This window comes from Burkholderia sp. AU45251, assembly GCF_030482905.1.
GTDB lineage: Bacteria > Pseudomonadota > Gammaproteobacteria > Burkholderiales > Burkholderiaceae > Burkholderia > Burkholderia aenigmatica.
In genome coordinates this window covers 1-21009 of record NZ_JAUJQH010000011.1, presented here as the reverse complement: position 1 = coordinate 21009, position 21009 = coordinate 1, and the positions used below count along the sequence as shown (strand labels likewise).

Here is a 21009-nt window from a genome sequence, read left to right as displayed (position 1 = left end):
CGTCCCCTCGGGTGGGCGTCCGGTGCGAGGCGTTCAGCGACTTTTGTCGAAAGCGGCTTGGCAAACACTCGCTGCACCATGGGCTCGAAGAACTCCAGTGGTAGCGTCGCCGTATCCGGATCGAACGCCGCCGAATGATTGCCCAATCCCGCTCGGTACCTTCACGCATATGGTGGAACGCGGCGCACTGTTCATTGCGGTCCATCAGACCACACCTTCTCTCTGTTTGGAGCTTTCATTTGTATGCAGGCGCGTGATAACTGACCGTGCTTTACGTCCGATTAGCAGTCGAATGTAGTTGACCGCTCACATCAATCACAACAATTGCAATTTGCGAGCGCCTTTCTACCGGCAGCAAGGTTACGAGCATCTTTTCCATTTCGGAAGCGGATGAGGGCAATGCCGATACTTCGGGGTTTCGCGGCATCGGCTTTCCTTCTAACCTGCCAAACCAGAAGACAATGTATCTGCTCGCAAAGACCTGCTTCTGGATGCAGTCTCAGAAGGCCTCGGGAGGCTGACGGTTGATACGGGGCCATATCTTCTCCTGCAACGTTTGCAAGCGATGACTACTGGGGTGGTCGCTCGAAGAGCTTCTGTACGATCGAATCGACCACGTTATCGTCGCCGCGCCCGGAACGCTTCTCGTCGAGAGCATCGAGGAAAATACTGGCATCACTCCAACTGGCTGGCCTGTTCAGGAAAGTCCGCACGGTCATGTAGCGGCCATTGGTTGCTTTTGCTGCGGCCCTGAAAAGATGAGTTTTCCCAGATCCCGGGTCACCCAGCAAAATGACATTGCGGGCGGACTGAAGTGCAGCAAAGCTCGAGTTTGCCGGTGCATTAGCCGTTTGCTGGGGAAGAATCTGTTGTACCTGGCGATCGACCATATGTATTCGAAATCCCCGTAGACGGTGGCTCGTGTACGTCATTGTGGAGACGGCTTCGGTATTCATGTCCGGCGGTCAGCCCGTTTGTCTACAGGTCGACGCGCTCCGCAAACGAGCAGGTTACCTCGGTACTATTCTCGCCGATTCCTCACGAGACCAGCAGACTGCCGGGAGTGCGAGCGAGAAAGTGCCGAGGACAAACTTCGGCTTTCTGCCATCAGACAAATGGCTTCAAGCTAGAGTTGACCGCTGTTGTATCGAGAGGCTCGTTGGAACGGACATGGCGGTATCAGCGGCGATATCGCGCTCCCAAATCGCCCCGACACCGCTGCCGTTCGGGATTTTTCAACCAAGGCAGGCGCTGATTTTGCGGTGCGGTCCGACGACAGCAGTCAAGTTGAGGGAGATTTTCGGTATCGCTAGCCGTATCAACTTCGAACGACCTGATGGTAACGTTGTCCCCACATGAACGAGGCTCAAGCGGTGGCAGCACGCTCGGCGGAAGGCCTCCAGGGATAGTTTGACGGCCGAATGTCGAGTGCTCCCAAGGACACGAACGGAGCTTCAACAGCCGCAGGATCGAGTGTTGGGGGCAACTATGGGGGCCACTATTCAGCGACAAAAGCTCATCGGGTTGATAGTAAAGGCTCATATCGGTTAATTCGAATCAGGCCTCAGCACCAGAAGTCGAATGCGCCCCCGTCAGGGGCCGTTCACTAAAAAGCGCTGTCGGTCGATTGACCGCAGCGCTTTTTTGCTGATGCCGGTGCTTTTCACGGCACGCGGGTCTGGACAAGCGGTGCAAGAAAATTCGCGCCGCGTGTAATATCGTGTTTGCTTCTCATACAAGAAATGCAATTACGCCGAGGACCACCGATGAGAAACACCGTACGCACTCCGATTTCCATCCTGGCGCTGATGTTGGTCGCGCCAGCCTTTGCCAATACGCCTGCCGAGAACATCGCATGGAGCACCAGGCCCGCACGGACGGTTTCATTGTCGTCATCGGCGTGCTCGTCGTCGGGGCGCGTGATGTCGAGCGGTGAGACGTTCTCTACGGAAAATGTGCTGAAAGCAGTCGGCACGTCGCTGGCCGGCGCTGCGTTCGGCCTCGTCACGGGTGGATATCAGGGCGCAGCCCCCAATCCGTGCGCGCGCCCGGGCCTGTGACCGGCCCGCAAGCGAACCGTGTGAATCCCCGCTTGATCTGAAACAGGCCCGACTCCCAGCGCCGCGCATCGCCCGATCCGCGGCGCTTTGTCGTTTCAGGCGCACCTATTCCCAGAAACTCCGGATCGCGACCGCCACGATCACCGGCACCGAGAACACCAGCGGGATCGCGAAATACTGCGCTTCGCGATCGACGACCCAGCTATAGATCACCCACGCCGCGCCGATCGCGAACGTGATGAGGCCGACCGTCACGGCGGCGATGTTCAGGACAAGCTTCGAAGGCTGGCGGCGCGTCTTGGCATCGTCATGGTTATCGTGCGGGGACGATTTCATCGGAAGAGTGCGGCTTCGCGCCGAAACGGGGATAAAAGCACAGGAAACCCCATCCGCTCCGATCGCGCAAGAGGGCCGGCGCAGGCCAGCCCTCCGTCGCGTCTTCCCGCGCGCACTACAACCCGAACGACACCGCCAGTTCGTCGAGCAGTTCGCGCTGGAACGTGACGAACCGCTCGCCTGGCTGCTGCGCGATCGCGAGGTCGAGCATCGGATCGGCGACCTCGGTGCGAATGCCCGCCAGCTCCTCGACGATCGCGAGCCCGCAAAACGGGACGTACGCTTCCGAATACCCACCTTCGTGAACGACGACGAGCCGCCCGCCGCAATGACGCTGCGCGGCCTCCTTCACTGCGCGCGTCATGAACCGGTAGCTGTCGGTATGCAGCTGCATGCGCGCGAGCGGATCGACCGCGCTCGCGTCGAGGCCGCTCGCGACGACGATCAGCTCGGGCCGGAAACGCTCCAGCGCCGGCAGCACGATCCGTTCGAACGCGTAGCGATACGCATCGTCACCGCTGCCCGCGAGCAGCGGCACGTTCAGGTTCGCGCCCACGCCAGCGCCTTCGCCGCGGTCGTCCGCGCCGCTGTAGCCCGGCGGGAAGCAGCGGTCCTGGTGCAACGAGATCGTCAGCGTGTCCGGATCGTCGTAGTAGATCGATTGCGTGCCGTTGCCGTGATGCACGTCCCAGTCGATCACCGCGACGCGCTCGATGCCGTGTTTCGCACGGGCGGCCTCGATCGCGATCGGGATGTTCGCCAGCAGGCAGAAGCCCATCGGGCGATCGCGCAGGCAGTGGTGGCCGGGCGGCCGCGACAGCGAGAACGCGTTTGCCGCACGCTCGCCGAGCACCGTATCGACGGCCGCGATCGCGAGGCCGGCCGACAGCGCGGCGATCTCGTAGCTGCCTTTGCCGAACGGCGCGAGATCGCCGAGGACGCCGCCGTTCGCATCGCTGAGTGCGCGGAACGCGTCGAGATAGTGCGCGGGATGAATGCGCAGCAGATCGGTGGTCGATGCCGGCGCGGCGCCGCGCAGGTCGAGCTGAGCGGCCAGACCCGAGGCCTGCACGAGCGACAGGAAACGGCGCTTCGAATCGGGCGATTCCGCGTAGCCCGCGCTCGACGGCGGCTGGACCCAGCCGCCGACCGGGAAGAACAGCGCGTGCGTGCCGCCCGTATGCCAGAAAGTGCGTTCGTCGGTGAAGAAGGCAGTGCGATTCATGGATGTACGTGACCTGTCACGGTTGGGAGGAAATGGAAGGGCGCGCGCGGCGATCGATGTGGCGCAGCGCGGCGAAAGACACGACCGCGACGGCCGTCGCGGCCGCGAACAGCGCGCGCATCGTGCCGCCGGCATCGAGCATCAGTCCGGCGAGCAGCGGGCCGGCCGCGAGGCCGGCGCCGATCACGAAGTTGAGCGTGGCCACGAGGCGGCCCGACGTGTCGATCTGCGCGACGGTCGCGAGGATGAACGGCAGCACGAACGTCCACGCGAACTTGAACGCGAAGATCGCCGCGCTGTAGCCGCCGGCGTGCCGCATCACGGCGAGCGCGACGAGCGAGGCCGCCAGCAGCGCGTAACCGGCCGCCAGCATTGCGCGCCGCGCAAGCCGGCCGCCCGCGCACGACGCGAGCGCCGCGCCGGCGATGCCCATCACGCTCGCGATCGCGAGCACGTTGCCGGTCGACTGCGGATCGAGTCCGGCATCGCTGGCGGCACGGCTTGCGAACGTCCACACGCTGCCGATCGCGAGATAGAACGTCAGCACCGCGCCGATCGCGAGCACGACGAAGCGTTGCGGTGTTTGCGCCGCGGCGCCGCGCGTGTTTTGCGCGGGTGCGGTGCGCGCGCCCAGCGATGACGGAAAGCCGCGCGACAGCGGCGCCGCCAGCAGCGCGAGCACGGCGAGCGCGACATACAACGCGCGCAGCCCGAACGCCGCGAACACATGCGGCAGTACGAACAGGCCGATCGCGCCCGCGATCAACTGGCCGACGACCCACAGGCCGTACACGCGATCGCTGTTCTCGCTCGTCGCGGCGCTCGTCATGCAGAGCACCATCAGCGAGCCGCCGCCGAGCGCGGTGACGGCACGTAGTGCGAGCAGCGCGACGAAGCCCGGCATCCACAGCGCGGTCAGCAGGTTGCCCGCGCCGAACAGCGCGATGGCGAACGCGGCGACGCGACGTGCGTCGATCCGGCCGAGCCACAGGTATGACGGCACGGTCGCGAGGCTGAACGCGCCGAGCTCGACGAAGAAGTAGGTGCCGATCTGCGATGCGGATAGCCCGAGCTGCGTCGCGAGCTGGCCGGCGACGGCGGGCGCCACGAGCAGCAGCAGCGGCGTGATGGCCGCGAACACGACGAGCGCGATGAGCGTCGAGCGCGCGAAGGTCGATGCGCGGCCGTCGGGCGGGAGTGCGGCATCCGGAGAAAGGGTTTTCATGGCGGGCTCTCGTGTGGGGATTCAGAACAGGTGGTACATGCCGACCATCGCGCCGAACTGCGACGCGCCGGCGAGCGGCGTCGGGTCGTATTCGTAGACGGTCTGCGAACTCTGGCCGCTGTTGCGCGCGTAGCCGAGATTCACGTACGCGACGGTGCGTTTCGACAGCGCGTACGTGGTGCTCGCGATGAACAGCGTCGGGTGGCCGATCGCAGGCGTGCGCGAGTCGGTGTGATAGACACCCGCATTCAGGCCGATCTCGCTCGACATCTGATAGCGCACACCACCCCAGACGATCGTGCGCGCCGCGTCGAGGTCGCCGGTCAGGCGTTCGACGCCTGCGTAGACGGTGAGCGGCAGCGCGGCAAACGCATAGCGCGCGGCGAGCGTGCCGAGTTCGCGGCGTCGCGCGGACGTGTCGTCGGCCGCTGATACATCGCCGTGCGCCTGATGCAGCACCGCGCTGACCGACAGGCCGTTGCTCGTGTACTGGCCGCCGAGTTCGAGCACGCGTCCGGCGCGCGTATTGCCGGCGACGCCGGATGTCGCGGCGAGCGCCTCGACATCGAAGCCGGCGAACGTCGGGGACTGGTACTTGACCGAGTGGTCGATGAAGTTCGCGTTCATCGGCACGATGACGCCCTGGCCGCTGTACGACGCGTACCAGAGCGGGTCGTAGAACAGCGTCTTGTCGAACAGCACGCTGAACTGTCGGCCGAGCGTGATGGTGCCGATGGGCCCCGCGATGCCGACGTACGCGCCGCGGAAGAACGCGTAGCCGGGCACGGTTGAGGTACCGTCGTTGAGGTTGAGGCCCTGCTCGAGCTTGAACAGCGCACGCCAGCCACCGCCGAGATCCTCGTGGCCCTTCAGCCCGATCTGCGAAGGCAGGATGCCGTAGTTCTGCAATTGCACGGCCGAGTGGTGCCCGTCGGCATGCGTCAGGTATTGCACGCCGGCATCGAGCGCACCGTACAGCGTGAGGGACGACTGCGCGTGCGCGCCGACGCTGCACGCGGCAAGCGTCGCGACGGCTGCGGCCGTGCGGATGAAGCGGGGTTTCGTCACGTGGGGTTCTCCATACCGTCCTGCATCGGTTTGTCGTTGGTGTTGTTGCGACGCAGTGTCCGCAGCGGGAAAGCCTTCGAACAGTCGTCCAGATGAACGGTGCGGAAAACCCGCGGAGCGCGGCATGCACGCGGCGCGCTGGCGTGGTGCGGTGTGCTGCGGAGCAGCAAGGTGCGGTGCACCGTTCAAATGGATGGGGCTGGCGCCCGTTCCGGCGCCGTGGCCCGTCAAAAAAGCCGATCGCTATAATCGGCCGGTGTCGTTGCGCACATCAGCAGCCCGATCGGGCAGGGGAGCGGAAGGTGAGGATCACGACGGATATCGGGCAGGATCTCGATGCGCTGCGCGACGTGCCGGCCGCCATCGTGCTCGACGACTTCGCCTGGCCGCCGCTGCCGTCACGGCGCGCCGATTTCGACGGCGTCACGCGCGGCGACGCATCGCAGCGTGAACTCGGGCTGATGCTGCTCGACCTGTATGCGGTTGCGGCCCGGTCCGCCATCGGCGAATTCGAATACCGGTTCTTTTCGCTGCTGCAGGCGCTCATACCGTTCGATGCCGCATGGACGGGCGTCGCGACCCATGTGTCGACCGGCCCCGTGATGCACAACAGCTTCCTGTACCGGCTGCCGCACGCGTTCTTCCGCGACTGGAAGCGCGTGCGCGATTGCGACCCGCTCGCACACCGCACGCTGCGCGGCGCACACGGCCATGCGGTCCGGTTGTCGGTCGTCGAACCGGGGCTCGATGCCCGGTTTCGCGACTGGTGCGTGAAATACGGGCTCGCGCAACTGATGTGCGTGTGTACGCTCGATCGCCGTTTCGGTCTGACGACGTTCATGTCGATCTACCGCCAGGGCCTGAATCGGCCGTTCAGCGACGACGACGCACGCCGTTTCGAGGAAGTGATTCCGCATCTCGCGGCCGCATTGACGATCAATCGCGCCGCACAGCTCACGCGTGAGCGCGGCGATACGGTCGCGCCGGCGGCGCGCGCCCTGTGCGACAACTTCGGCGTGCTCCACCACGCCGATCACGGTTTCGACGACGTGTTGCGCACCGAATGGCCGGCATGGGCCGGTGCGCGCGTGCCGGAGCCGCTCGTCGTGCACCTGCGGCGCCAGTCGGGCCAGCCGTTCGTCGGCGATGCGCTGCGGATCCAGTGCGTGCCGGTTGCGGGGCTGTTTCAGATCGAGGCGCGACCGCGCTCGCTGCTCGACCGCCTGAGCCCGCGCGAGCTCGCGGCGATCCGTTACTACGGCGCCGGGCGCTCGCACAAGGAAGTCGCGCAACAGATGGCGATTTCGCCGACGACCGTGCGCCACTATCTGCGCTGCGCGTATCGCAAGCTCGGCATGCACGACAAGAGCCAGATCGCCGGCGTGCTCGGCGCGACGGGCGGCGCGGCCGACGACGAGCCGGTGGAAGCCGGCGGCGAGCCGCGCTGAATCGGTCGAATGCTGCGTGTTCCACGCACTCGCGCGAATGGTTGTGCCCGCAACCATTGAGCGTTATGCTCGTCAGCTCCCAGGAGACGGAATTCCATCATGAATGACACGAATTCAGGGTCGGTGCGCGCGGCGGTGGTCGGGGTCGGCGCGATCGGCGGGTTGCTTGCGGTTGCGTTGTCGCGGGCCGGCATGACCGTGAGCGCGTACGCACGCGGCGCGACGCTCGACGCGCTGAACACGCACGGCGTGCGCGTGATCGACGAGGCGGGCGCGACATCGTCGGTTCCGGTGCGAGCGAGCGACGATGCGGCTGCGCTCGGCGTGCAGGACTATGTGGTGATCGCGTTGAAGGCGCAGGCGCTGCCGGCGCTGGCCGCGCGCATTGCACCGCTGGTCGGGCCGGATACGGTGATCGTCGCGGCGATGAACGGGCTGCCGTGGTGGTTCACGCACGGGCTCGAAGGCGCGCTCGACGGCGTGCCGCTCGATGCGGTCGATCCGGCCGGTGCCGTGTCGGCGGCGCTGCCGCCTGCACAGGCGATCGGGTGTGTCGTGCACCTGTCGTCGAGTACCGACGCGCCGGGCATCGTGCGCCGCGGGCGCGGCAACCGGCTGATCGTCGGGGCGCCCGATGCGCGACTCGACGTCGCTACTGCGCGCTTCGCTGCGGCGCTCGCGGCGGGCGGTTTCGACGTCGAGTCGACGCCCGCGATCCGGGCCGAGATCTGGACGAAGCTGTGGGGCAACATGAACATGAATCCGCTCAGCGCGCTGACGGGGTCGACGTCCGAGCAGTTGCTCGACGATCCGTTCACGCAGGATCTCGCGCTGCGGATGATGGAGGAGGCCGCCGCGATCGGCGCGAGGCTCGGCCTGTCGACCGGGATGAGCGGGCCCGAGCGGATCGCGGTCACGCGCAAGCTCGGTGCGTTCAAGACGTCGATGCTGCAGGATCTCGAAGCGGGGCGTGCGCTCGAGATCGGGCCGATTCTCGGCGTGTTTCCGGAGCTCGGACGCAAGCTCGGCGTGCCGACGCCGTATTGCGACGCGGTACTCGGGCTGCTCCGGCAGCGCGCGACGAACAGCGGGCTGTAACGCGTGCCGGGCGCCTGCATGCGCAACGCTGGTGAGGCGAGGCGCTGCGGGCCGCTAGCCGTACGCAACGCGTGACGCAAAGCGGGCCGCCCGCGTCGCGGGTGAGGCGACCGGGGCGGCCCGTCGAATTCATCGGATCAATGCGGCGGGCGCCGTGCCCGCGTTGCCGCTCAGTCGTCCCGCTCGGTTGCGTGTGCGACGACCTTGTCGAGCAGCCGCTCGAACGTCTGGCGTTCGCTGTCGGACAGGCACGCGAGCAAGCCGTCGTTCCACTTGCGCACGATCGGCATGATCTTGCGATGCAGCGCGCGGCCGTCGGCGGTCAGCGCGATCAGCACGATCCGGCCGTCCTCCTCGCTCGCACTGCGCGCAAGCAGCCCCTGGCGCAGCAGTGCCTCGGCCGCCCGGCTCGCCTGGCTTTTGTCGAGATTGGTGTGGCGCGCGAGGTCCATGATCGAGAACGGGCCGAAGGCGCCGACGGCGGCGATCACGCGCGCCTCGGGCAGCGAGATGTCGAGCTTGTGCCGGTACACCTCGCCGATCCCGCGGTCGGAGCGCTTCGTGAGCGCGTGAAGGCGATAGGTCAGAAACTGATCGAGCCCGGCTTGACGGCCTTTCATGTCGAATCCTGAAGAAAAAGGGCGGGCCCGATTGTTCCTGTATCGCGCGCTCGGGTCAACGGTCAGTGTGCGCCGTATTTCAGGCGCGTCAATTGCTCCGCTTCGTTCGCGAGCAGATTGGCCGCGTCGCGGATCGCGACGTCGAGCGTGATCGGCCCGGGAGCCGGCGAGAAGCAGCCGGAAAAATGTTCGGACAGGCGCGGCAGCGCGGCCGGGTCGACCGCGCCGGACAACAGCGACGCGGGCACGCCCGCGGCCTGCGCGTGGCGGCACGCGATGAACGGCGCTTTGCCATGCAGCGTCTGCACGTCGGAGCGGCCTTCGCCGGTGATCAGCCAGTCGGCGCCGGCGAGCGCCGCGTCGAGGCCGACCTGCCGCGCGACCACTTCGGCGCCCGCTTCGAATTGCGCGCCGAGCATATGCAGCGCGAAACCGAGGCCACCCGCGGCACCGGCGCCCGGCAGGTCGCGGCCACGGCGGTCGAGCACGGCTTCGAGCAGGTCGGCGAAGCGGTCGAGGGCGGCGTCGAGGGTCGCAACCTGCTCGGGCGTCACGCCCTTTTGCGGGCCGAACACGGCGGTCGCGCCGTGCGCGCCCGTCAGCGGGTTGTCGACGTCGGACATGCCGATGAATTCCGTTTCCTTCAGGCGCGGGTCGAGCCCCGACGCGTCGATGCGCGTGATGTCGGCGAGCCGCGACGGCACCGGCTCGACCGGCTGGCCGCCCGCGTCGAAGCACTGCAGGCCGAGGCCGGCGAGCAGCCCGGCGCCCGCGTCGTTGGTGCTGCTGCCGCCGAGTGCGACGAAGAAGCGGCGCACGCCTTCGTCGAGCAGCGTGCGGATCGCCTCGCCCATCCCGCGCGTGCTGCGCGCGTCGACCGGCACGCTCATGCCGACCGGATCCGTGATGCCGACGATCTCGGCCGTCTCGACGATCGCGGTGCGCGCGTCGATCACGCCGACCGCTGCGTCGTGTGCCGCGAGCGACGCGCCGGCCACCCGCAGCGCGCGCCGCGTACCGCCGCCTGCCAGCATCGCGTCGAGCGTGCCTTCGCCGCCATCGGCCATCGGGCAGCAGCGCACGACCGCATCGGGGCGGGCGCGGCGGATGCCGGTGGCGATCGCATCCGCGACCTGCTCGGCGGAAAGCGAGCCTTTGAACGAATCGGGCGCGATGACGACGACAGGCGCGGACGGGTGTTGCGGCATGGTGTCTCCGGAAGGCGTGATTGGTGTGAGGAATGAATGCGGCCGCGACGGCGGCATACCTTCAATCGGAGCTTACAGGATGGCGGGCCCGTGGTGGATACGGCGTTCGGCATAGCGGCGATCCGCGCGCATTGCCGTGCAAAGGGCTGCCGATGCGGGGCGGACGCATGTGCGTCGCGCTGATCTGGCGGCGTGAGGAAAATTGTTTGCTAGAATAGTCGATTCTTCCGGCCAAAGCCGTGCTCCGAGCCGCTTGCGCTAGCCATCCGGCGCGTGCAGGGATGGCGTGGCGCTCCGGCGCGGCGAGTGGATGTGACGCACATCCCGCCGCAGGCAGGCACGGCAAGGAAAACCCGATTCGCTCGAATAATTTTAGGACGATTGAAGCCATGGCTAACGTTGTTGAGAACCTCGGCAAGCTTGAACGCCGCGTGACGATTTCCCTGCCGAAAGACACCGTGCAGAAGGAAATCGACGCCCGTATCCAGAAACTCGCGAAGACCGTGCGCATGCCGGGTTTCCGCCCGGGCAAGGTGCCGGTGAAGATGGTCGCGCAACAGTACGCGGGTCAGGTCGAAGCAGAAGTGCTGAGCGACAAGATCGGCCAGGAATTCTTCACGATCAGCCGCACGGAAAACCTGCGCGTCGCTGGCCAACCGAGCTTCGAGCCGAAGCAGGAGCAGGCTGAAGGTGCATACGCGTTCGACGCGACGTTCGAGGTCTACCCGGAAGTGAAGATCGGCGATCTGGCGACGGCTGAAGTCGAGCGCTCGACGACGTCGATCGGCGACGCCGAAATCGACCGCACGCTGGACATCCTGCGCAAGCAGCGCGTGCACTACCACGCACGTGGCGAAGCCGGCGAGCACGGCGACGGCGGCGCAGACACCGCAGCCAAGGACGGCGACCGCGTGACGGTCGACTTCGTCGGCAAGATCGACGACGTCGCCTTCCAGGGCGGCACGGCCGAAGATTTCCCGTTCGTGCTCGGCGAAGGCCGCATGCTGCCGGAATTCGAAAAGGCAGCGCTGGGCCTGAAGGACGGCGAATCGCGCACGTTCGACCTGGCATTCCCGGAGGATTACCACGGCAAGGACGTCGCGGGTAAGACGGCGCAATTCACGGTCACGATGAAGAAGATCGAGTGGCCGCACCTGCCGGAAATCGACGGTGAATTCGCGAAGTCGCTCGGCATCGAAGACGGCGATCTCACGAAGATGCGCGGCGAGATCAAGGAAAACCTCGAGCGTGAAGCGAAGCGCCGCACGCAGTCGATCGTCAAGAACCAGGTGATGGACGCGCTGCTGAAGATTTCCGAACTCGACGTGCCGAAGGCGCTGATCGAGCAGGACCAGCAACGCCTCGTCGAAATGGCTCGCCAGGATCTGGCGCAGCGCGGCGTGCCGAACGCAAAGGACGCCCCGATCCCGGCCGAGATGTTCGCCGAGCAGGCAGAGCGCCGCGTGAAGCTCGGCCTCGTGCTGGCCGAACTCGTGAAGTCGAACAGCCTGGAAGCGAAGCCGGAGCAGATCCGCGCGGAAGTCGACGAGTTCGCGAAGAGCTACGAAGACCCGAAGGAAGTGGTCCGCTGGTATTATTCGAACCAGCAGCGCCTCGCCGAGATGGAAGCGTTCGTCGTTGAAAGCAACGTCGTCGATTTCGTGCTGGGCAAGGCGAAGGTGACGGACAAGGAAGTGAGCTTCGAAGCACTCGCGAGCGCATCGGCGCAAGCGTAAGTGTTGCTCTAGCGGCGTGCCGGCTGTCGGAGCGACGGCCCGCACGCCGTTTTTACGTCAAGCGCACGGTTGCCATTAATATGGCGATTGAGCGGGCGGCTTCCTTCCGTTCAATTTTCCATTCGAACAAGGTTCATTGAATGATCACTCGCGCTGAATTGCTGGACATGCTTGCTTCGAACGCGCCGCAGGGTTTCGAGGCGCAAGCGCTGGGGCTGGTGCCGATCGTCGTCGAAACGAGCGGCCGCGGCGAGCGTTCGTACGATATCTACTCGCGTCTCCTGAAGGAGCGCCTGGTGTTCATGGTCGGCGAAGTGAACGACCAGACCGCCAACCTCGTGGTTGCGCAGCTGCTGTTCCTCGAGAGCGAGAATCCCGACAAGGACATCAGCCTGTACATCAACAGCCCGGGCGGGTCGGTGTCGGCCGGCATGGCGATCTACGACACGATGCAGTTCATCAAGCCGGACGTGTCGACGCTGTGCATGGGCCTCGCGGCCAGCATGGGCGCGTTCCTGCTCGCGTCGGGTGCGAAGGGCAAGCGTTTCGCGCTGCCGAACTCGCGCGTGATGATTCACCAGCCGCTCGGCGGCGCACGCGGCCAGGCATCCGACATCGAGATCCAGGCACGCGAAATCCTCTACCTGAAGGAGCGGCTGAACCAGTTGCTCGCGCAGCACACGGGCCAGGACGTCGAGCGCATCGCGCGCGACACCGACCGTGATAACTTCATGTCGAGCGAGGATGCGAAGGCGTACGGGCTGATCGATCAGGTGCTGCTGAAGCGCCCGTGAGCTTAAGTGGGGTGCCGCCCCGATTCGTGCGGCGCCCCTGCGACGTCCCGAACGCCCTGAGCATCTGCGGCAAGCGCATCCAGCCGGCTCCGGTCGCGCCCTAGGCGCGGCGCTCGGAGCATTCGGCGTATCATGTCATCTACCTGTCCGGAGGCTCTACATTCATGGCGGACAAAAAAGGTTCGAACAGCGAGAAGCTGTTGTATTGCTCGTTTTGCGGAAAGAGCCAGCATGAGGTGAAAAAACTCATCGCTGGCCCGTCGGTGTTCATCTGCGATGAATGTATCGACCTTTGCAACGAGATCATTCGCGACGAGGCGGCTGCCGCCGGCGTCGAGGCCAGCCTGTCCCGGTCGGATCTGCCGAGCCCGCAGGAAATTCGCGACATCCTCGATCAGTACGTGATCGGCCAGGAGCGCGCGAAGAAGATCCTCGCGGTGGCCGTGTACAACCACTACAAGCGTCTGAAGCATCTCGACAAGAAGGACGACGTCGAGCTGTCGAAGAGCAACATCCTGCTGATCGGCCCGACGGGTTCCGGCAAGACGCTGCTCGCGCAGACGCTCGCGCGGTTGCTGAACGTGCCGTTCGTGATCGCCGATGCGACGACGCTGACCGAAGCCGGCTATGTCGGCGAGGACGTCGAGAACATCATCCAGAAGCTGTTGCAGAACTGCAACTACGAGGTCGACAAGGCTCAGCGCGGGATCGTCTACATCGACGAAATCGACAAGATCAGCCGCAAGTCGGACAACCCGTCGATCACGCGCGACGTGTCGGGCGAGGGCGTCCAGCAGGCGCTGCTGAAGCTCGTCGAGGGCACGATGGCGTCGGTGCCGCCGCAGGGTGGCCGCAAGCATCCGAACCAGGATTTCATCCAGGTCGATACGACCAACATCCTGTTCATCTGCGGCGGCGCATTCGACGGTCTCGAAAAGGTGATCACCGATCGTACCGAGAAAACCGGCATCGGCTTCGGCGCGACGGTCAAGAGCAAGCAGGAACGCGACGCGGGCGAAGTGCTGCGCGAAACGGAACCGGAAGACCTGATCAAATTCGGTCTGATCCCCGAATTGATTGGCCGTCTGCCGGTGGTCGCGACGCTCGGCAAGCTCGATGAAGCTGCGCTGATGAAGATCCTGGTCGAACCGAAGAACGCGCTCGTCAAGCAGTATCACAAGCTGTTCGCGATGGAGCGCGTCGAGCTGGAGATCCGGCCGGGCGCACTGCAGGCAGTCGCCCGCAAGGCGATCCGCCGCAAGACCGGCGCGCGCGGTTTGCGTTCGATCATCGAACAAGCGTTGCTCGACGTGATGTACGAACTGCCGACGATGAAAGGGGTCAGCAAAGTCATCATCGACGAGAACGTCATCGAAGGCGACGGCAAGCCTTTGCTGATCTACGAGGACGCGCCGAAGGTGGCGGGTTCGAACTGACCGGCTTGCCGACGATGTTCTGCGAAAAAGGCCGTTCATGAGACCGTGGGCGGCTTTTTTTCGTTTATCTTGTGGGTAACTCTGACTCGACACGCGGTGGTTACTTTCTTACCGAATATTTCCCGCACTTGAAGGCTTGCAATTCGTTGTGGCGGCCTCAATTACCGAACAATTGATTCCACTCATGGGGAAATGAAATGTCAGGCACCCAACTTCTCCCGCCGGAACGCATCACGCTCCCGCTGCTGCCGCTGCGGGATGTCGTCGTTTTCCCGCACATGGTGATTCCGCTCTTCGTGGGCCGGCCGAAATCGATCAAGGCCCTCGAAGCAGCGATGGAAGGCGGCAAGCACATCATGCTCGTCGCCCAGAAAACCGCGGCCAAGGACGAACCGACCGAAAAGGACATGTACGAGGTCGGTTGTATCGCCAACATCCTGCAGATGCTGAAGCTGCCGGACGGCACCGTGAAGGTGCTCGTCGAGGGCCTGCAGCGCGCGAAGGCGTTGTCGATCGAAGAGCAGGAAACGCAATTCTCCTGCGAAGTGATGCCGCTCGAGCCCGATCATGCCGACAGCGCTGAAACGGAAGCGCTGCGCCGTGCGATCGTGTCGCAGTTCGACCAGTACGTGAAGCTGAACAAGAAGATCCCGCCGGAGATCCTCACGTCGCTGTCGGGCATCGACGAAGCAGGCCGTCTCGCCGACATGATCGCCGAGCGCCTGCCGCTGAAACTCGACCAGAAGCAGCACATCCTCGAGATGTTCCCGGTCATCGAGCGCCTCGAGCACCTGCTCGCGCAGCTCGAAGCCGAAATCGACATCCTGCAGGTCGAAAAGCGCATCCGCGGGCGCGTGAAGCGCCAGATGGAAAAGAGCCAGCGCGAGTACTACCTGAACGAACAGGTCAAGGCGATCCAGAAGGAACTGGGCGAGGGCGAAGAGGGTGCCGATCTCGAGGAACTCGAGAAGCGCATCAACGCCGCGCGCATGCCGAAGGAAGCGAAGAAGAAGGCCGACGCCGAGCTGAAGAAGCTGAAGCTGATGTCGCCGATGTCGGCGGAAGCGACCGTCGTGCGCAACTACATCGATACGCTGATCGGCCTGCCGTGGCGCAAGAAGAGCAAGGTCAACAACGACCTGTCGAACGCCGAGCAGGTGCTCGACGAGGATCACTTCGGCCTCGAGAAGGTCAAGGAACGCATCCTCGAGTATCTCGCGGTGCAACAGCGCGTCGACAAGGTCAAGGCGCCGATCCTGTGCCTCGTCGGGCCCCCGGGCGTCGGCAAGACCTCGCTCGGCCAGTCGATCGCCCGTGCGACGAACCGCAAGTTCGTCCGGATGGCGCTCGGCGGCGTGCGTGACGAAGCCGAGATCCGTGGTCACCGTCGTACGTACATCGGTTCGATGCCGGGCAAGATCCTGCAGAGCCTCACGAAGGTCGGCGTGCGCAATCCGCTCTTCCTGCTCGACGAAGTCGACAAGATGGGCATGGATTTCCGCGGCGATCCGTCGTCGGCGCTGCTCGAAGTGCTCGATCCGGAACAGAACCACACGTTCGCCGACCACTACATCGAGGTCGACTTCGACCTGTCGGACGTGATGTTCGTCGCGACGTCGAATTCGCTGAACATCCCGCCGCCGCTGCTCGACCGGATGGAAGTGATCCGTCTGTCGGGTTACACGGAAGACGAGAAGGTCAGCATCGCCCAGCGTTACCTGCTGCCGAAGCAGAAGAAGAACAACGGGCTGAAGGAAGGCGAGATCGAGGTCACCGAACAGGCGATCCGCGACATCATCCGCTACTACACGCGCGAAGCCGGTGTGCGTTCGCTCGAGCGTGAAGTGTCGAAGATTTGCCGCAAGGTCGTGAAGATGCTGCTGCTGAAGAAGGCATCGGGCGCGATCAAGGTCGATGGCGAAAACCTCGATACGTTCCTCGGCGTGCGCAAGTACGACTTCGGCCTCGCGGCGAAGGAAAACCAGGTCGGTCAGGTGACGGGCCTCGCGTGGACGGAAGTCGGTGGCGATCTGCTGACGATCGAAGCCGCGGTGATGCCGGGCAAGGGCAACGTGATCCGTACCGGTTCGCTCGGCGACGTGATGAAGGAGTCGGTCGAGGCGGCACGTTCGGTCGTGCGCTCGCGTTCGCGTCGTCTCGGCATCAAGGACGAAGCGTTCGAGAAGCAGGACATCCACATCCACGTGCCGGAAGGCGCGACGCCGAAGGACGGTCCGTCCGCCGGCGGTGCGATGACGACCGCGCTGGTGTCGGTGCTGACGGGTATCCCCGTGCGTGCCGATGTCGCGATGACGGGCGAAATCACGCTGCGTGGTGAAGTCCTGCCGATCGGTGGCCTGAAGGAGAAACTGCTCGCAGCGCATCGCGGTGGCATCAAGCTCGTGCTGATCCCGGAAGAGAACGTGAAGGATCTTGCCGAGATTCCGGACAACGTGAAGAACGCGATCGAGATCGTGCCGGTCCGCTGGATCGACAAGGTACTGGAACTCGCGCTCGAGCGTTCGCCGACCCCGCTGCCGCCGGAAGAAGAGGCGAAGGCGGCGGCACCGGTCGCCGATGCGGCGAAGGATGCCGGCTCGACGGAATTCGTCAAGCACTAAGCATTTGGGCACCGTCCTTCCTGACGGTTGTTCACGAAACCCGCGGCGTGGCCGCGGGTTTTTTATGTGTGTCGGAATCGTGTGCGCGAGCGTTTAAAAAATTCACGTCAGGGCTTTGCAAAATGATCGGGGATGAATTAAACTTGCGGGCTCGCTGGTTGTTGATGCCGAAACGCAGATCGCAGCCAGAACGAATCGGAAACGGGTGCTTAGCTCAGCTGGTAGAGCGGCGCCCTTACAAGGCGTAGGTCGGGGGTTCGAACCCCTCAGCACCCACCAGTTTCCTGATTCAGCCAGACCAAGGAGCGGTAGTTCAGTCGGTTAGAATACCGGCCTGTCACGCCGGGGGTCGCGGGTTCGAGTCCCGTCCGCTCCGCCAAACAAACGAAAGTGCCCGCCTTGTGCGGGCATTTTCGTTTTGTGCGTCTGGTTGTCGCGTCGTACTCGCCCACAGCACGTCTGCTTTTCTCCCGTCCCACCCCGTATGTTGTAATATCGGTCGTTTTGTCCAATTTTCCCGTCACGCATGCTCGATTTCTTCCGTAATCACCAGCGCCTGATGATGGCGCTCCTGCTCCTGATCGTGTTGCCGGGGCTGGGTTTCGTCGGGATCCAAGGCTTCCGCGGCTTCTTCGACGATAGCGCGAACGTCGCGGCAGTCAACGGGCACAAGATCACGCGGGTCGAATTCGACGGCGCGTTCCGCCAGCAGATCGACCAGGCGCGCCAGGCACTCGGCGGGCAGTTCGACATCAAGATGTTCGATACGCCCGAGCACCGCAAGCAGGTGCTCGACGGCCTGATCCAGCAGCGCGTGCTGGCCGACGAGACCCAACGTCTGCACCTGACCGCATCCGACAACGCCGTGCGCGATGCGCTGATGAGCGACCCGATGATCGCGTCGCTGAAGAAGCCCGACGGTTCGATCGACGTCGAGCGCTATGCGCAACTGCTGTCGTTCCAGGGGATGACGCCCGAACAGTATCAGGAGCGCGTGCGCTACAGCCTCTCGCTGCAGCAGATTCCGGCCAGCATCGTGTCGAGCGCGTTCACGCCGAAGAGCCTCGCGCAACGCCTGTCCGAACTCGCCGCGCAGCAGCGCGAAGTGCAGCCGCTCGTGCTGAAGACGAGCGACTTCGCAGCGAAGGTCCAGCCGACCGACGCACAGCTCACCGCGTACTATGACGCGCACAAGCAGGGCTTCGCGACGCCGGAGACCGCGACGATCCAGTACCTCGTCTATTCGCCGGCCGCAGCGGCTGCGAGCGCGCAGCCGACCGACGCGGACATCAAGAAGTTCTACGACGACAACCCGACGCACTTCCGCACCGAAGCGCAGGTTCGCGTGAGCCACATCTTCGTCGCCGCAGCGGGCAGCGCCAGCGCGGCCGACAAGGCGGCCGCGAAGACGAAGGCCGAGCAATTGCTGGCCGACGTGAAGGCGCATCCGGACCAGTTCGCGCAGATCGCGCAGAAGAGCTCGCAGGACGCACCGTCGGCCGCGAAGGGCGGCGACCTCGGCTTCATCACGCCCGGCTCAACGGCGGGCGGCAAGGCGTTCGACGATGCCGCGTTCGCACTCAAGCAGGGCGACGTGAGCGGTGTCGTGCAGTCGGATCTGGGCTTCCACATCCTGAAGGCCACGGAAGTGAAGCCGGCGGCCGTCAAGCCGTTCGCGGACGTGAAGGATCAGATCGCAGCCGACCTGAAGCAGCAGTACGCATCGAAGGCGTTCACGGATAACGCGGAAGGGTTCACGTCCACCGTCTACGAAAAGGCGAAGACGCTGCAGCCGGCAGCGGACAAGTACAAGCTGACGATCCAGACGGCTACCGTCACGCCGACGCCGAATCCGCAACTGCCGCCGACGAGCCCGCTGAACAATCCGAAGTTCCTCGCCGCCGTGTTCGCCACCGACTCGGTGAAGAGCCAGAACAACACGCAGGCGATCGACGTCGGCAACAACACGCTGATCTCGGCGCGCGTGACCGACTACAAGCCGGCTGCCGTGCCCGCGCTGGACGCGATCAAGGACGTCGTGCGTCAGAAGGTCGTCGCCGAGCAGGCCGCGGAACTCGCGAAGAAGGACGGTGCGGCGAAGCTCGCCGAACTGCAGAAGTCGAAGTCGACCGACGGGTTCGCGGCCGCGCAGAAGGTGTCGCGCACGCAGTCGCAGGGCCTGACGCCGGCTGCGCTGAGCGCCGTGTACAAGGTCGACGCGAAGACGCTGCCGGCCTACGTCGGTGTCGATCTCGGCGCGGACGGCTATGCGATCTACCGCGTGAACGCGGTGATCCCGGGTTCGGCGGTCGATCCGCAGCAACTGGCGGCCGCGCAGCAGCAGATGGCGCAGGTCGACGCACAGAGCGAAGGCGAAGCGTATCTCACCGCGCTGCGCGATCGCTCGAAGGTGAAGCTGTACGGCTCGACGGCCAGCCAGTCGCAGAACGGCGACAACTGATAGTCGTTTCGCACGCAACAAAAAGCCCCGCTTCATGCGGGGCTTTTTGTTTTCCAGCGACGGCTGTGGCGTCAGCCGCGCGGCTTGCCAAGCAGTGGTTTCAGCGTCGGCCACACGTTGTCGAGCAGAATGCCCTGCGCTTGCTGTGCAGGGTGCATCTGGTCGGCCTGGAACATCTCGGGCTTGTTCTCGATGCCGGCCAGCAGGAACGGCACGAGCGGCACGCCGAGATCCTTTGACAGCCGCGTATAGACGGCGTGGAACTTCTGCGTGTAGTCGGGGCCGTAGTTGGGCGGCACGTACATGCCGACCAGCACGACCTTCGCCCGCGCCTGTCGCGCGCCGGCGATGATGTCGCGCAGGTTCTGCTCGGTCGTCGCGAGCGGCACGCCGCGCAGCGCATCGTTCGAACCGAGCTCGACGACAACGATCGACGGCCTGAGTCGCTGCAGTACCGCGGGCAGGCGCGCACGGCCGCCGCTCGTGGTGTCGCCGCTGACGCTGGCGTTCGCGACGCTATAATCGATTCGCTCGGTCGTGAGCCGTTGCCGCAGCAACGCCACCCAGCCGGTGTCGCGCGGCAGCCCGTATTCGGCCGACAGGCTGTCGCCGAGCACGACAATCACGGGCTGGCCCGATGTCGCGGGCGTCGTCGCGGCGCGTGCCGGCACGGTGGCGGCGAGCAGGGTGCCCAGCAGCGCGGCGACCGCCGCGCGTCTTTTCCAGCGAAATGTCGTGTCCATGTTCAAGATTACCGATCCGATCATCGAAGTCCATGACGTGTGCAAGCGGGTTGCCGATGCAACGGGCGAGTTGACGATCCTCGACGGCATCACGCTTGCCGTGACACCGGGCAGCAGCCTCGCGATCGTCGGCGCGTCGGGGTCGGGCAAATCGACGCTGCTCGGCCTGCTTGCGGGGTTGGACAGCGCGACGAGCGGCACGGTTCGCCTGCTCGGTCGTGCGCTCGACCAGCTCGACGAGGATGCGCGCGCCGCGCTGCGCAATGGCTCAGTCGGGTTCGTGTTCCAGTCGTTCCAGTTGATGCCGCACCTGACGGCGCTCGAGAACGTGATGCTGCCGCTCGAGCTGCAGGGTGGCATCAGCGCGCGCGACGCAGCCGATCGTGCCCAGGCGCTGCTCGTGCAGGTCGGTCTCGGCGAACGCACCGCGCATTATCCGAAGCTGTTGTCCGGGGGCGAGCAGCAGCGCGTCGCGCTTGCGCGCGCATTCGTCACGCGCCCGGCGATCCTGTTCGCCGACGAGCCGACCGGCAGCCTCGATGCGGCCACCGGCCATGCGGTCATTGACCTGATGTTCGAACTCAACCGCACGCACGGCGCCACGCTCGTGCTCGTCACGCACGATGCCGAACTCGCGCGCCGCTGCGCGACGACGGTGACGCTCGACGCCGGGCGCATCGTCGCACCGCAAGCCGCGCCGCGCGGCGCCTGAATTTTTTGGCCGGCCGCGCAGGCAGGGCTGCGCGGCCGGCATCGGCATGACGCCGTTGCGTCAGCGTTTCAGCGCCGCGCGGGCGCGCTCGATCAGCGCGGCCGTCGACGAATCGTGCTTCGCCGGATCGACCGACTCGGCCGACAGGTCGGCTTCCACCACCTTGCCGAGAATCTTGCCGAGCTCGACGCCCCACTGGTCGAACGGATTGATGTCCC

At 65.0% G+C, this 21009-nt stretch carries 18 protein-coding genes and 2 tRNA genes; 11 read left to right on the top strand and 9 right to left on the bottom strand.

Annotation, left to right across the window (positions count from 1 at the left end; translation table 11 throughout):
• Nucleotides 1-569: 569 nt before the first annotated feature.
• Nucleotides 570-956: an AAA family ATPase gene (locus QZM67_RS21420; protein ID WP_301806484.1), complete on the bottom strand. Its 387-nt coding sequence runs from the start codon at nucleotides 954-956 to the stop codon at nucleotides 570-572.
• 810 nt (nucleotides 957-1766) lie between these two features.
• On the opposite strand from QZM67_RS21420, the gene QZM67_RS21415 reads away from it, so the two are divergent.
• The gene (locus tag QZM67_RS21415) at nucleotides 1767-2060 is read left to right on the top strand and encodes a hypothetical protein (protein ID WP_301806483.1); all 294 of its coding nucleotides are present in this window, start codon (nucleotides 1767-1769) and stop codon (nucleotides 2058-2060) included.
• Nucleotides 2061-2165: 105 nt separating this feature from the next.
• Here the strand turns inward: QZM67_RS21415 and QZM67_RS21410 are convergent, their stop codons facing one another.
• From QZM67_RS21410 to QZM67_RS21395, 4 genes are all read right to left on the bottom strand, one after another.
• On the bottom strand, nucleotides 2166-2396 hold the full coding sequence (locus QZM67_RS21410; RefSeq protein ID WP_043188046.1) for a hypothetical protein: 231 nt from the start codon (nucleotides 2394-2396) through the stop codon (nucleotides 2166-2168).
• Nucleotides 2397-2511: 115 nt separating this feature from the next.
• A complete protein-coding gene (locus QZM67_RS21405; RefSeq protein ID WP_301806479.1) occupies nucleotides 2512-3621 on the bottom strand; it encodes a class II histone deacetylase in 1110 nt (369 codons plus the stop codon).
• Between the two features lie 16 nt (nucleotides 3622-3637).
• Nucleotides 3638-4846 (bottom strand): MFS transporter, encoded by a 1209-nt coding sequence (locus QZM67_RS21400; protein ID WP_301806477.1) that lies wholly within the window; start codon nucleotides 4844-4846, stop codon nucleotides 3638-3640.
• A gap of 21 nt (nucleotides 4847-4867) precedes the next feature.
• Nucleotides 4868-5914: a porin gene (locus tag QZM67_RS21395; RefSeq protein WP_301806474.1), complete on the bottom strand. Its 1047-nt coding sequence runs from the start codon at nucleotides 5912-5914 to the stop codon at nucleotides 4868-4870.
• 302 nt (nucleotides 5915-6216) lie between these two features.
• Between QZM67_RS21395 and QZM67_RS21390 the strand changes: the two genes are divergently transcribed.
• A complete protein-coding gene (locus QZM67_RS21390) occupies nucleotides 6217-7362 on the top strand; it encodes a helix-turn-helix transcriptional regulator (protein ID WP_301806471.1) in 1146 nt (381 codons plus the stop codon).
• A 99-nt stretch (nucleotides 7363-7461) separates the two neighbouring features.
• The gene (locus QZM67_RS21385) at nucleotides 7462-8460 is read left to right on the top strand and encodes a 2-dehydropantoate 2-reductase (protein WP_301806469.1); all 999 of its coding nucleotides are present in this window, start codon (nucleotides 7462-7464) and stop codon (nucleotides 8458-8460) included.
• A 170-nt stretch (nucleotides 8461-8630) separates the two neighbouring features.
• Here QZM67_RS21385 and QZM67_RS21380 read toward each other — a convergent pair whose 3' ends face one another.
• Together QZM67_RS21380 and QZM67_RS21375 are read right to left on the bottom strand one after the other, a co-directional pair.
• Nucleotides 8631-9080, bottom strand: a complete 450-nt coding sequence (locus QZM67_RS21380) for a MarR family winged helix-turn-helix transcriptional regulator (protein WP_043188058.1) — start codon at nucleotides 9078-9080, stop codon at nucleotides 8631-8633.
• Nucleotides 9081-9142: 62 nt separating this feature from the next.
• Nucleotides 9143-10288: a glycerate kinase gene (locus QZM67_RS21375; RefSeq protein WP_301806467.1), complete on the bottom strand. Its 1146-nt coding sequence runs from the start codon at nucleotides 10286-10288 to the stop codon at nucleotides 9143-9145.
• A 389-nt stretch (nucleotides 10289-10677) separates the two neighbouring features.
• Here QZM67_RS21375 and tig point away from each other — a divergent pair, with 389 nt between their 5' ends.
• The 7 genes from tig to QZM67_RS21340 all read left to right on the top strand — a co-directional run bounded on the left by tig (nucleotide 10678) and on the right by QZM67_RS21340 (nucleotide 19336).
• Nucleotides 10678-12024 carry a trigger factor gene (tig, locus tag QZM67_RS21370; RefSeq protein ID WP_301806464.1) on the top strand — a complete coding sequence of 449 codons (1347 nt, stop codon included), beginning with the start codon at nucleotides 10678-10680 and terminating at the stop codon, nucleotides 12022-12024.
• A gap of 140 nt (nucleotides 12025-12164) precedes the next feature.
• Nucleotides 12165-12818 (top strand): ATP-dependent Clp endopeptidase proteolytic subunit ClpP, encoded by a 654-nt coding sequence (gene clpP, locus QZM67_RS21365; protein ID WP_010092137.1) that lies wholly within the window; start codon nucleotides 12165-12167, stop codon nucleotides 12816-12818.
• 164 nt (nucleotides 12819-12982) lie between these two features.
• Entirely contained in the window at nucleotides 12983-14254 is a 1272-nt protein-coding gene (gene clpX / locus QZM67_RS21360) for an ATP-dependent Clp protease ATP-binding subunit ClpX (RefSeq protein WP_043188067.1), read from the top strand.
• Between the two features lie 197 nt (nucleotides 14255-14451).
• A complete protein-coding gene (gene lon / locus QZM67_RS21355) occupies nucleotides 14452-16875 on the top strand; it encodes an endopeptidase La (protein WP_011352361.1) in 2424 nt (807 codons plus the stop codon).
• Nucleotides 16876-17078: 203 nt separating this feature from the next.
• A tRNA-Val gene (locus QZM67_RS21350) sits at nucleotides 17079-17154 on the top strand.
• A gap of 23 nt (nucleotides 17155-17177) precedes the next feature.
• Nucleotides 17178-17254 (top strand) — tRNA-Asp (locus QZM67_RS21345).
• A gap of 147 nt (nucleotides 17255-17401) precedes the next feature.
• Complete coding sequence (locus QZM67_RS21340; protein ID WP_301806461.1) at nucleotides 17402-19336, top strand: SurA N-terminal domain-containing protein; 1935 nt, start codon at nucleotides 17402-17404, stop codon at nucleotides 19334-19336.
• Nucleotides 19337-19407: 71 nt separating this feature from the next.
• Here the strand turns inward: QZM67_RS21340 and QZM67_RS21335 are convergent, their stop codons facing one another.
• Nucleotides 19408-20079, bottom strand: a complete 672-nt coding sequence (locus QZM67_RS21335; RefSeq protein WP_301806458.1) for an arylesterase — start codon at nucleotides 20077-20079, stop codon at nucleotides 19408-19410.
• Between QZM67_RS21335 and QZM67_RS21330 the strand changes: the two genes are divergently transcribed.
• Nucleotides 20078-20791, top strand: a complete 714-nt coding sequence (locus tag QZM67_RS21330) for an ABC transporter ATP-binding protein (protein WP_301806456.1) — start codon at nucleotides 20078-20080, stop codon at nucleotides 20789-20791. The two genes, QZM67_RS21335 and QZM67_RS21330, sit on opposite strands and share 2 nt — an antisense overlap.
• Before the next feature lie 60 nt (nucleotides 20792-20851).
• Here the strand turns inward: QZM67_RS21330 and QZM67_RS21325 are convergent.
• The coding region (locus tag QZM67_RS21325) for a hypothetical protein (protein ID WP_301806720.1) at nucleotides 20852-21009 on the bottom strand (158 nt) is incomplete at its 5' end.

Coding starts and splice junctions, on each gene's coding strand:
- QZM67_RS21420 (WP_301806484.1), bottom strand. CDS start 956: ATGAATACCGAAGCCGTCTCCACAATGACGTACACGAGCCACCGTCTA.
- QZM67_RS21415 (WP_301806483.1), top strand. CDS start 1,767: ATGAGAAACACCGTACGCACTCCGATTTCCATCCTGGCGCTGATGTTG.
- QZM67_RS21410 (WP_043188046.1), bottom strand. CDS start 2,396: ATGAAATCGTCCCCGCACGATAACCATGACGATGCCAAGACGCGCCGC.
- QZM67_RS21405 (WP_301806479.1), bottom strand. CDS start 3,621: ATGAATCGCACTGCCTTCTTCACCGACGAACGCACTTTCTGGCATACG.
- QZM67_RS21400 (WP_301806477.1), bottom strand. CDS start 4,846: ATGAAAACCCTTTCTCCGGATGCCGCACTCCCGCCCGACGGCCGCGCA.
- QZM67_RS21385 (WP_301806469.1), top strand. CDS start 7,462: ATGAATGACACGAATTCAGGGTCGGTGCGCGCGGCGGTGGTCGGGGTC.
- QZM67_RS21380 (WP_043188058.1), bottom strand. CDS start 9,080: ATGAAAGGCCGTCAAGCCGGGCTCGATCAGTTTCTGACCTATCGCCTT.
- QZM67_RS21375 (WP_301806467.1), bottom strand. CDS start 10,288: ATGCCGCAACACCCGTCCGCGCCTGTCGTCGTCATCGCGCCCGATTCG.
- tig (WP_301806464.1), top strand. CDS start 10,678: ATGGCTAACGTTGTTGAGAACCTCGGCAAGCTTGAACGCCGCGTGACG.
- clpP (WP_010092137.1), top strand. CDS start 12,165: ATGATCACTCGCGCTGAATTGCTGGACATGCTTGCTTCGAACGCGCCG.
- clpX (WP_043188067.1), top strand. CDS start 12,983: ATGGCGGACAAAAAAGGTTCGAACAGCGAGAAGCTGTTGTATTGCTCG.
- lon (WP_011352361.1), top strand. CDS start 14,452: ATGTCAGGCACCCAACTTCTCCCGCCGGAACGCATCACGCTCCCGCTG.
- QZM67_RS21340 (WP_301806461.1), top strand. CDS start 17,402: ATGCTCGATTTCTTCCGTAATCACCAGCGCCTGATGATGGCGCTCCTG.
- QZM67_RS21330 (WP_301806456.1), top strand. CDS start 20,078: ATGTTCAAGATTACCGATCCGATCATCGAAGTCCATGACGTGTGCAAG.
- QZM67_RS21335 (WP_301806458.1), bottom strand. CDS start 20,079: ATGGACACGACATTTCGCTGGAAAAGACGCGCGGCGGTCGCCGCGCTG.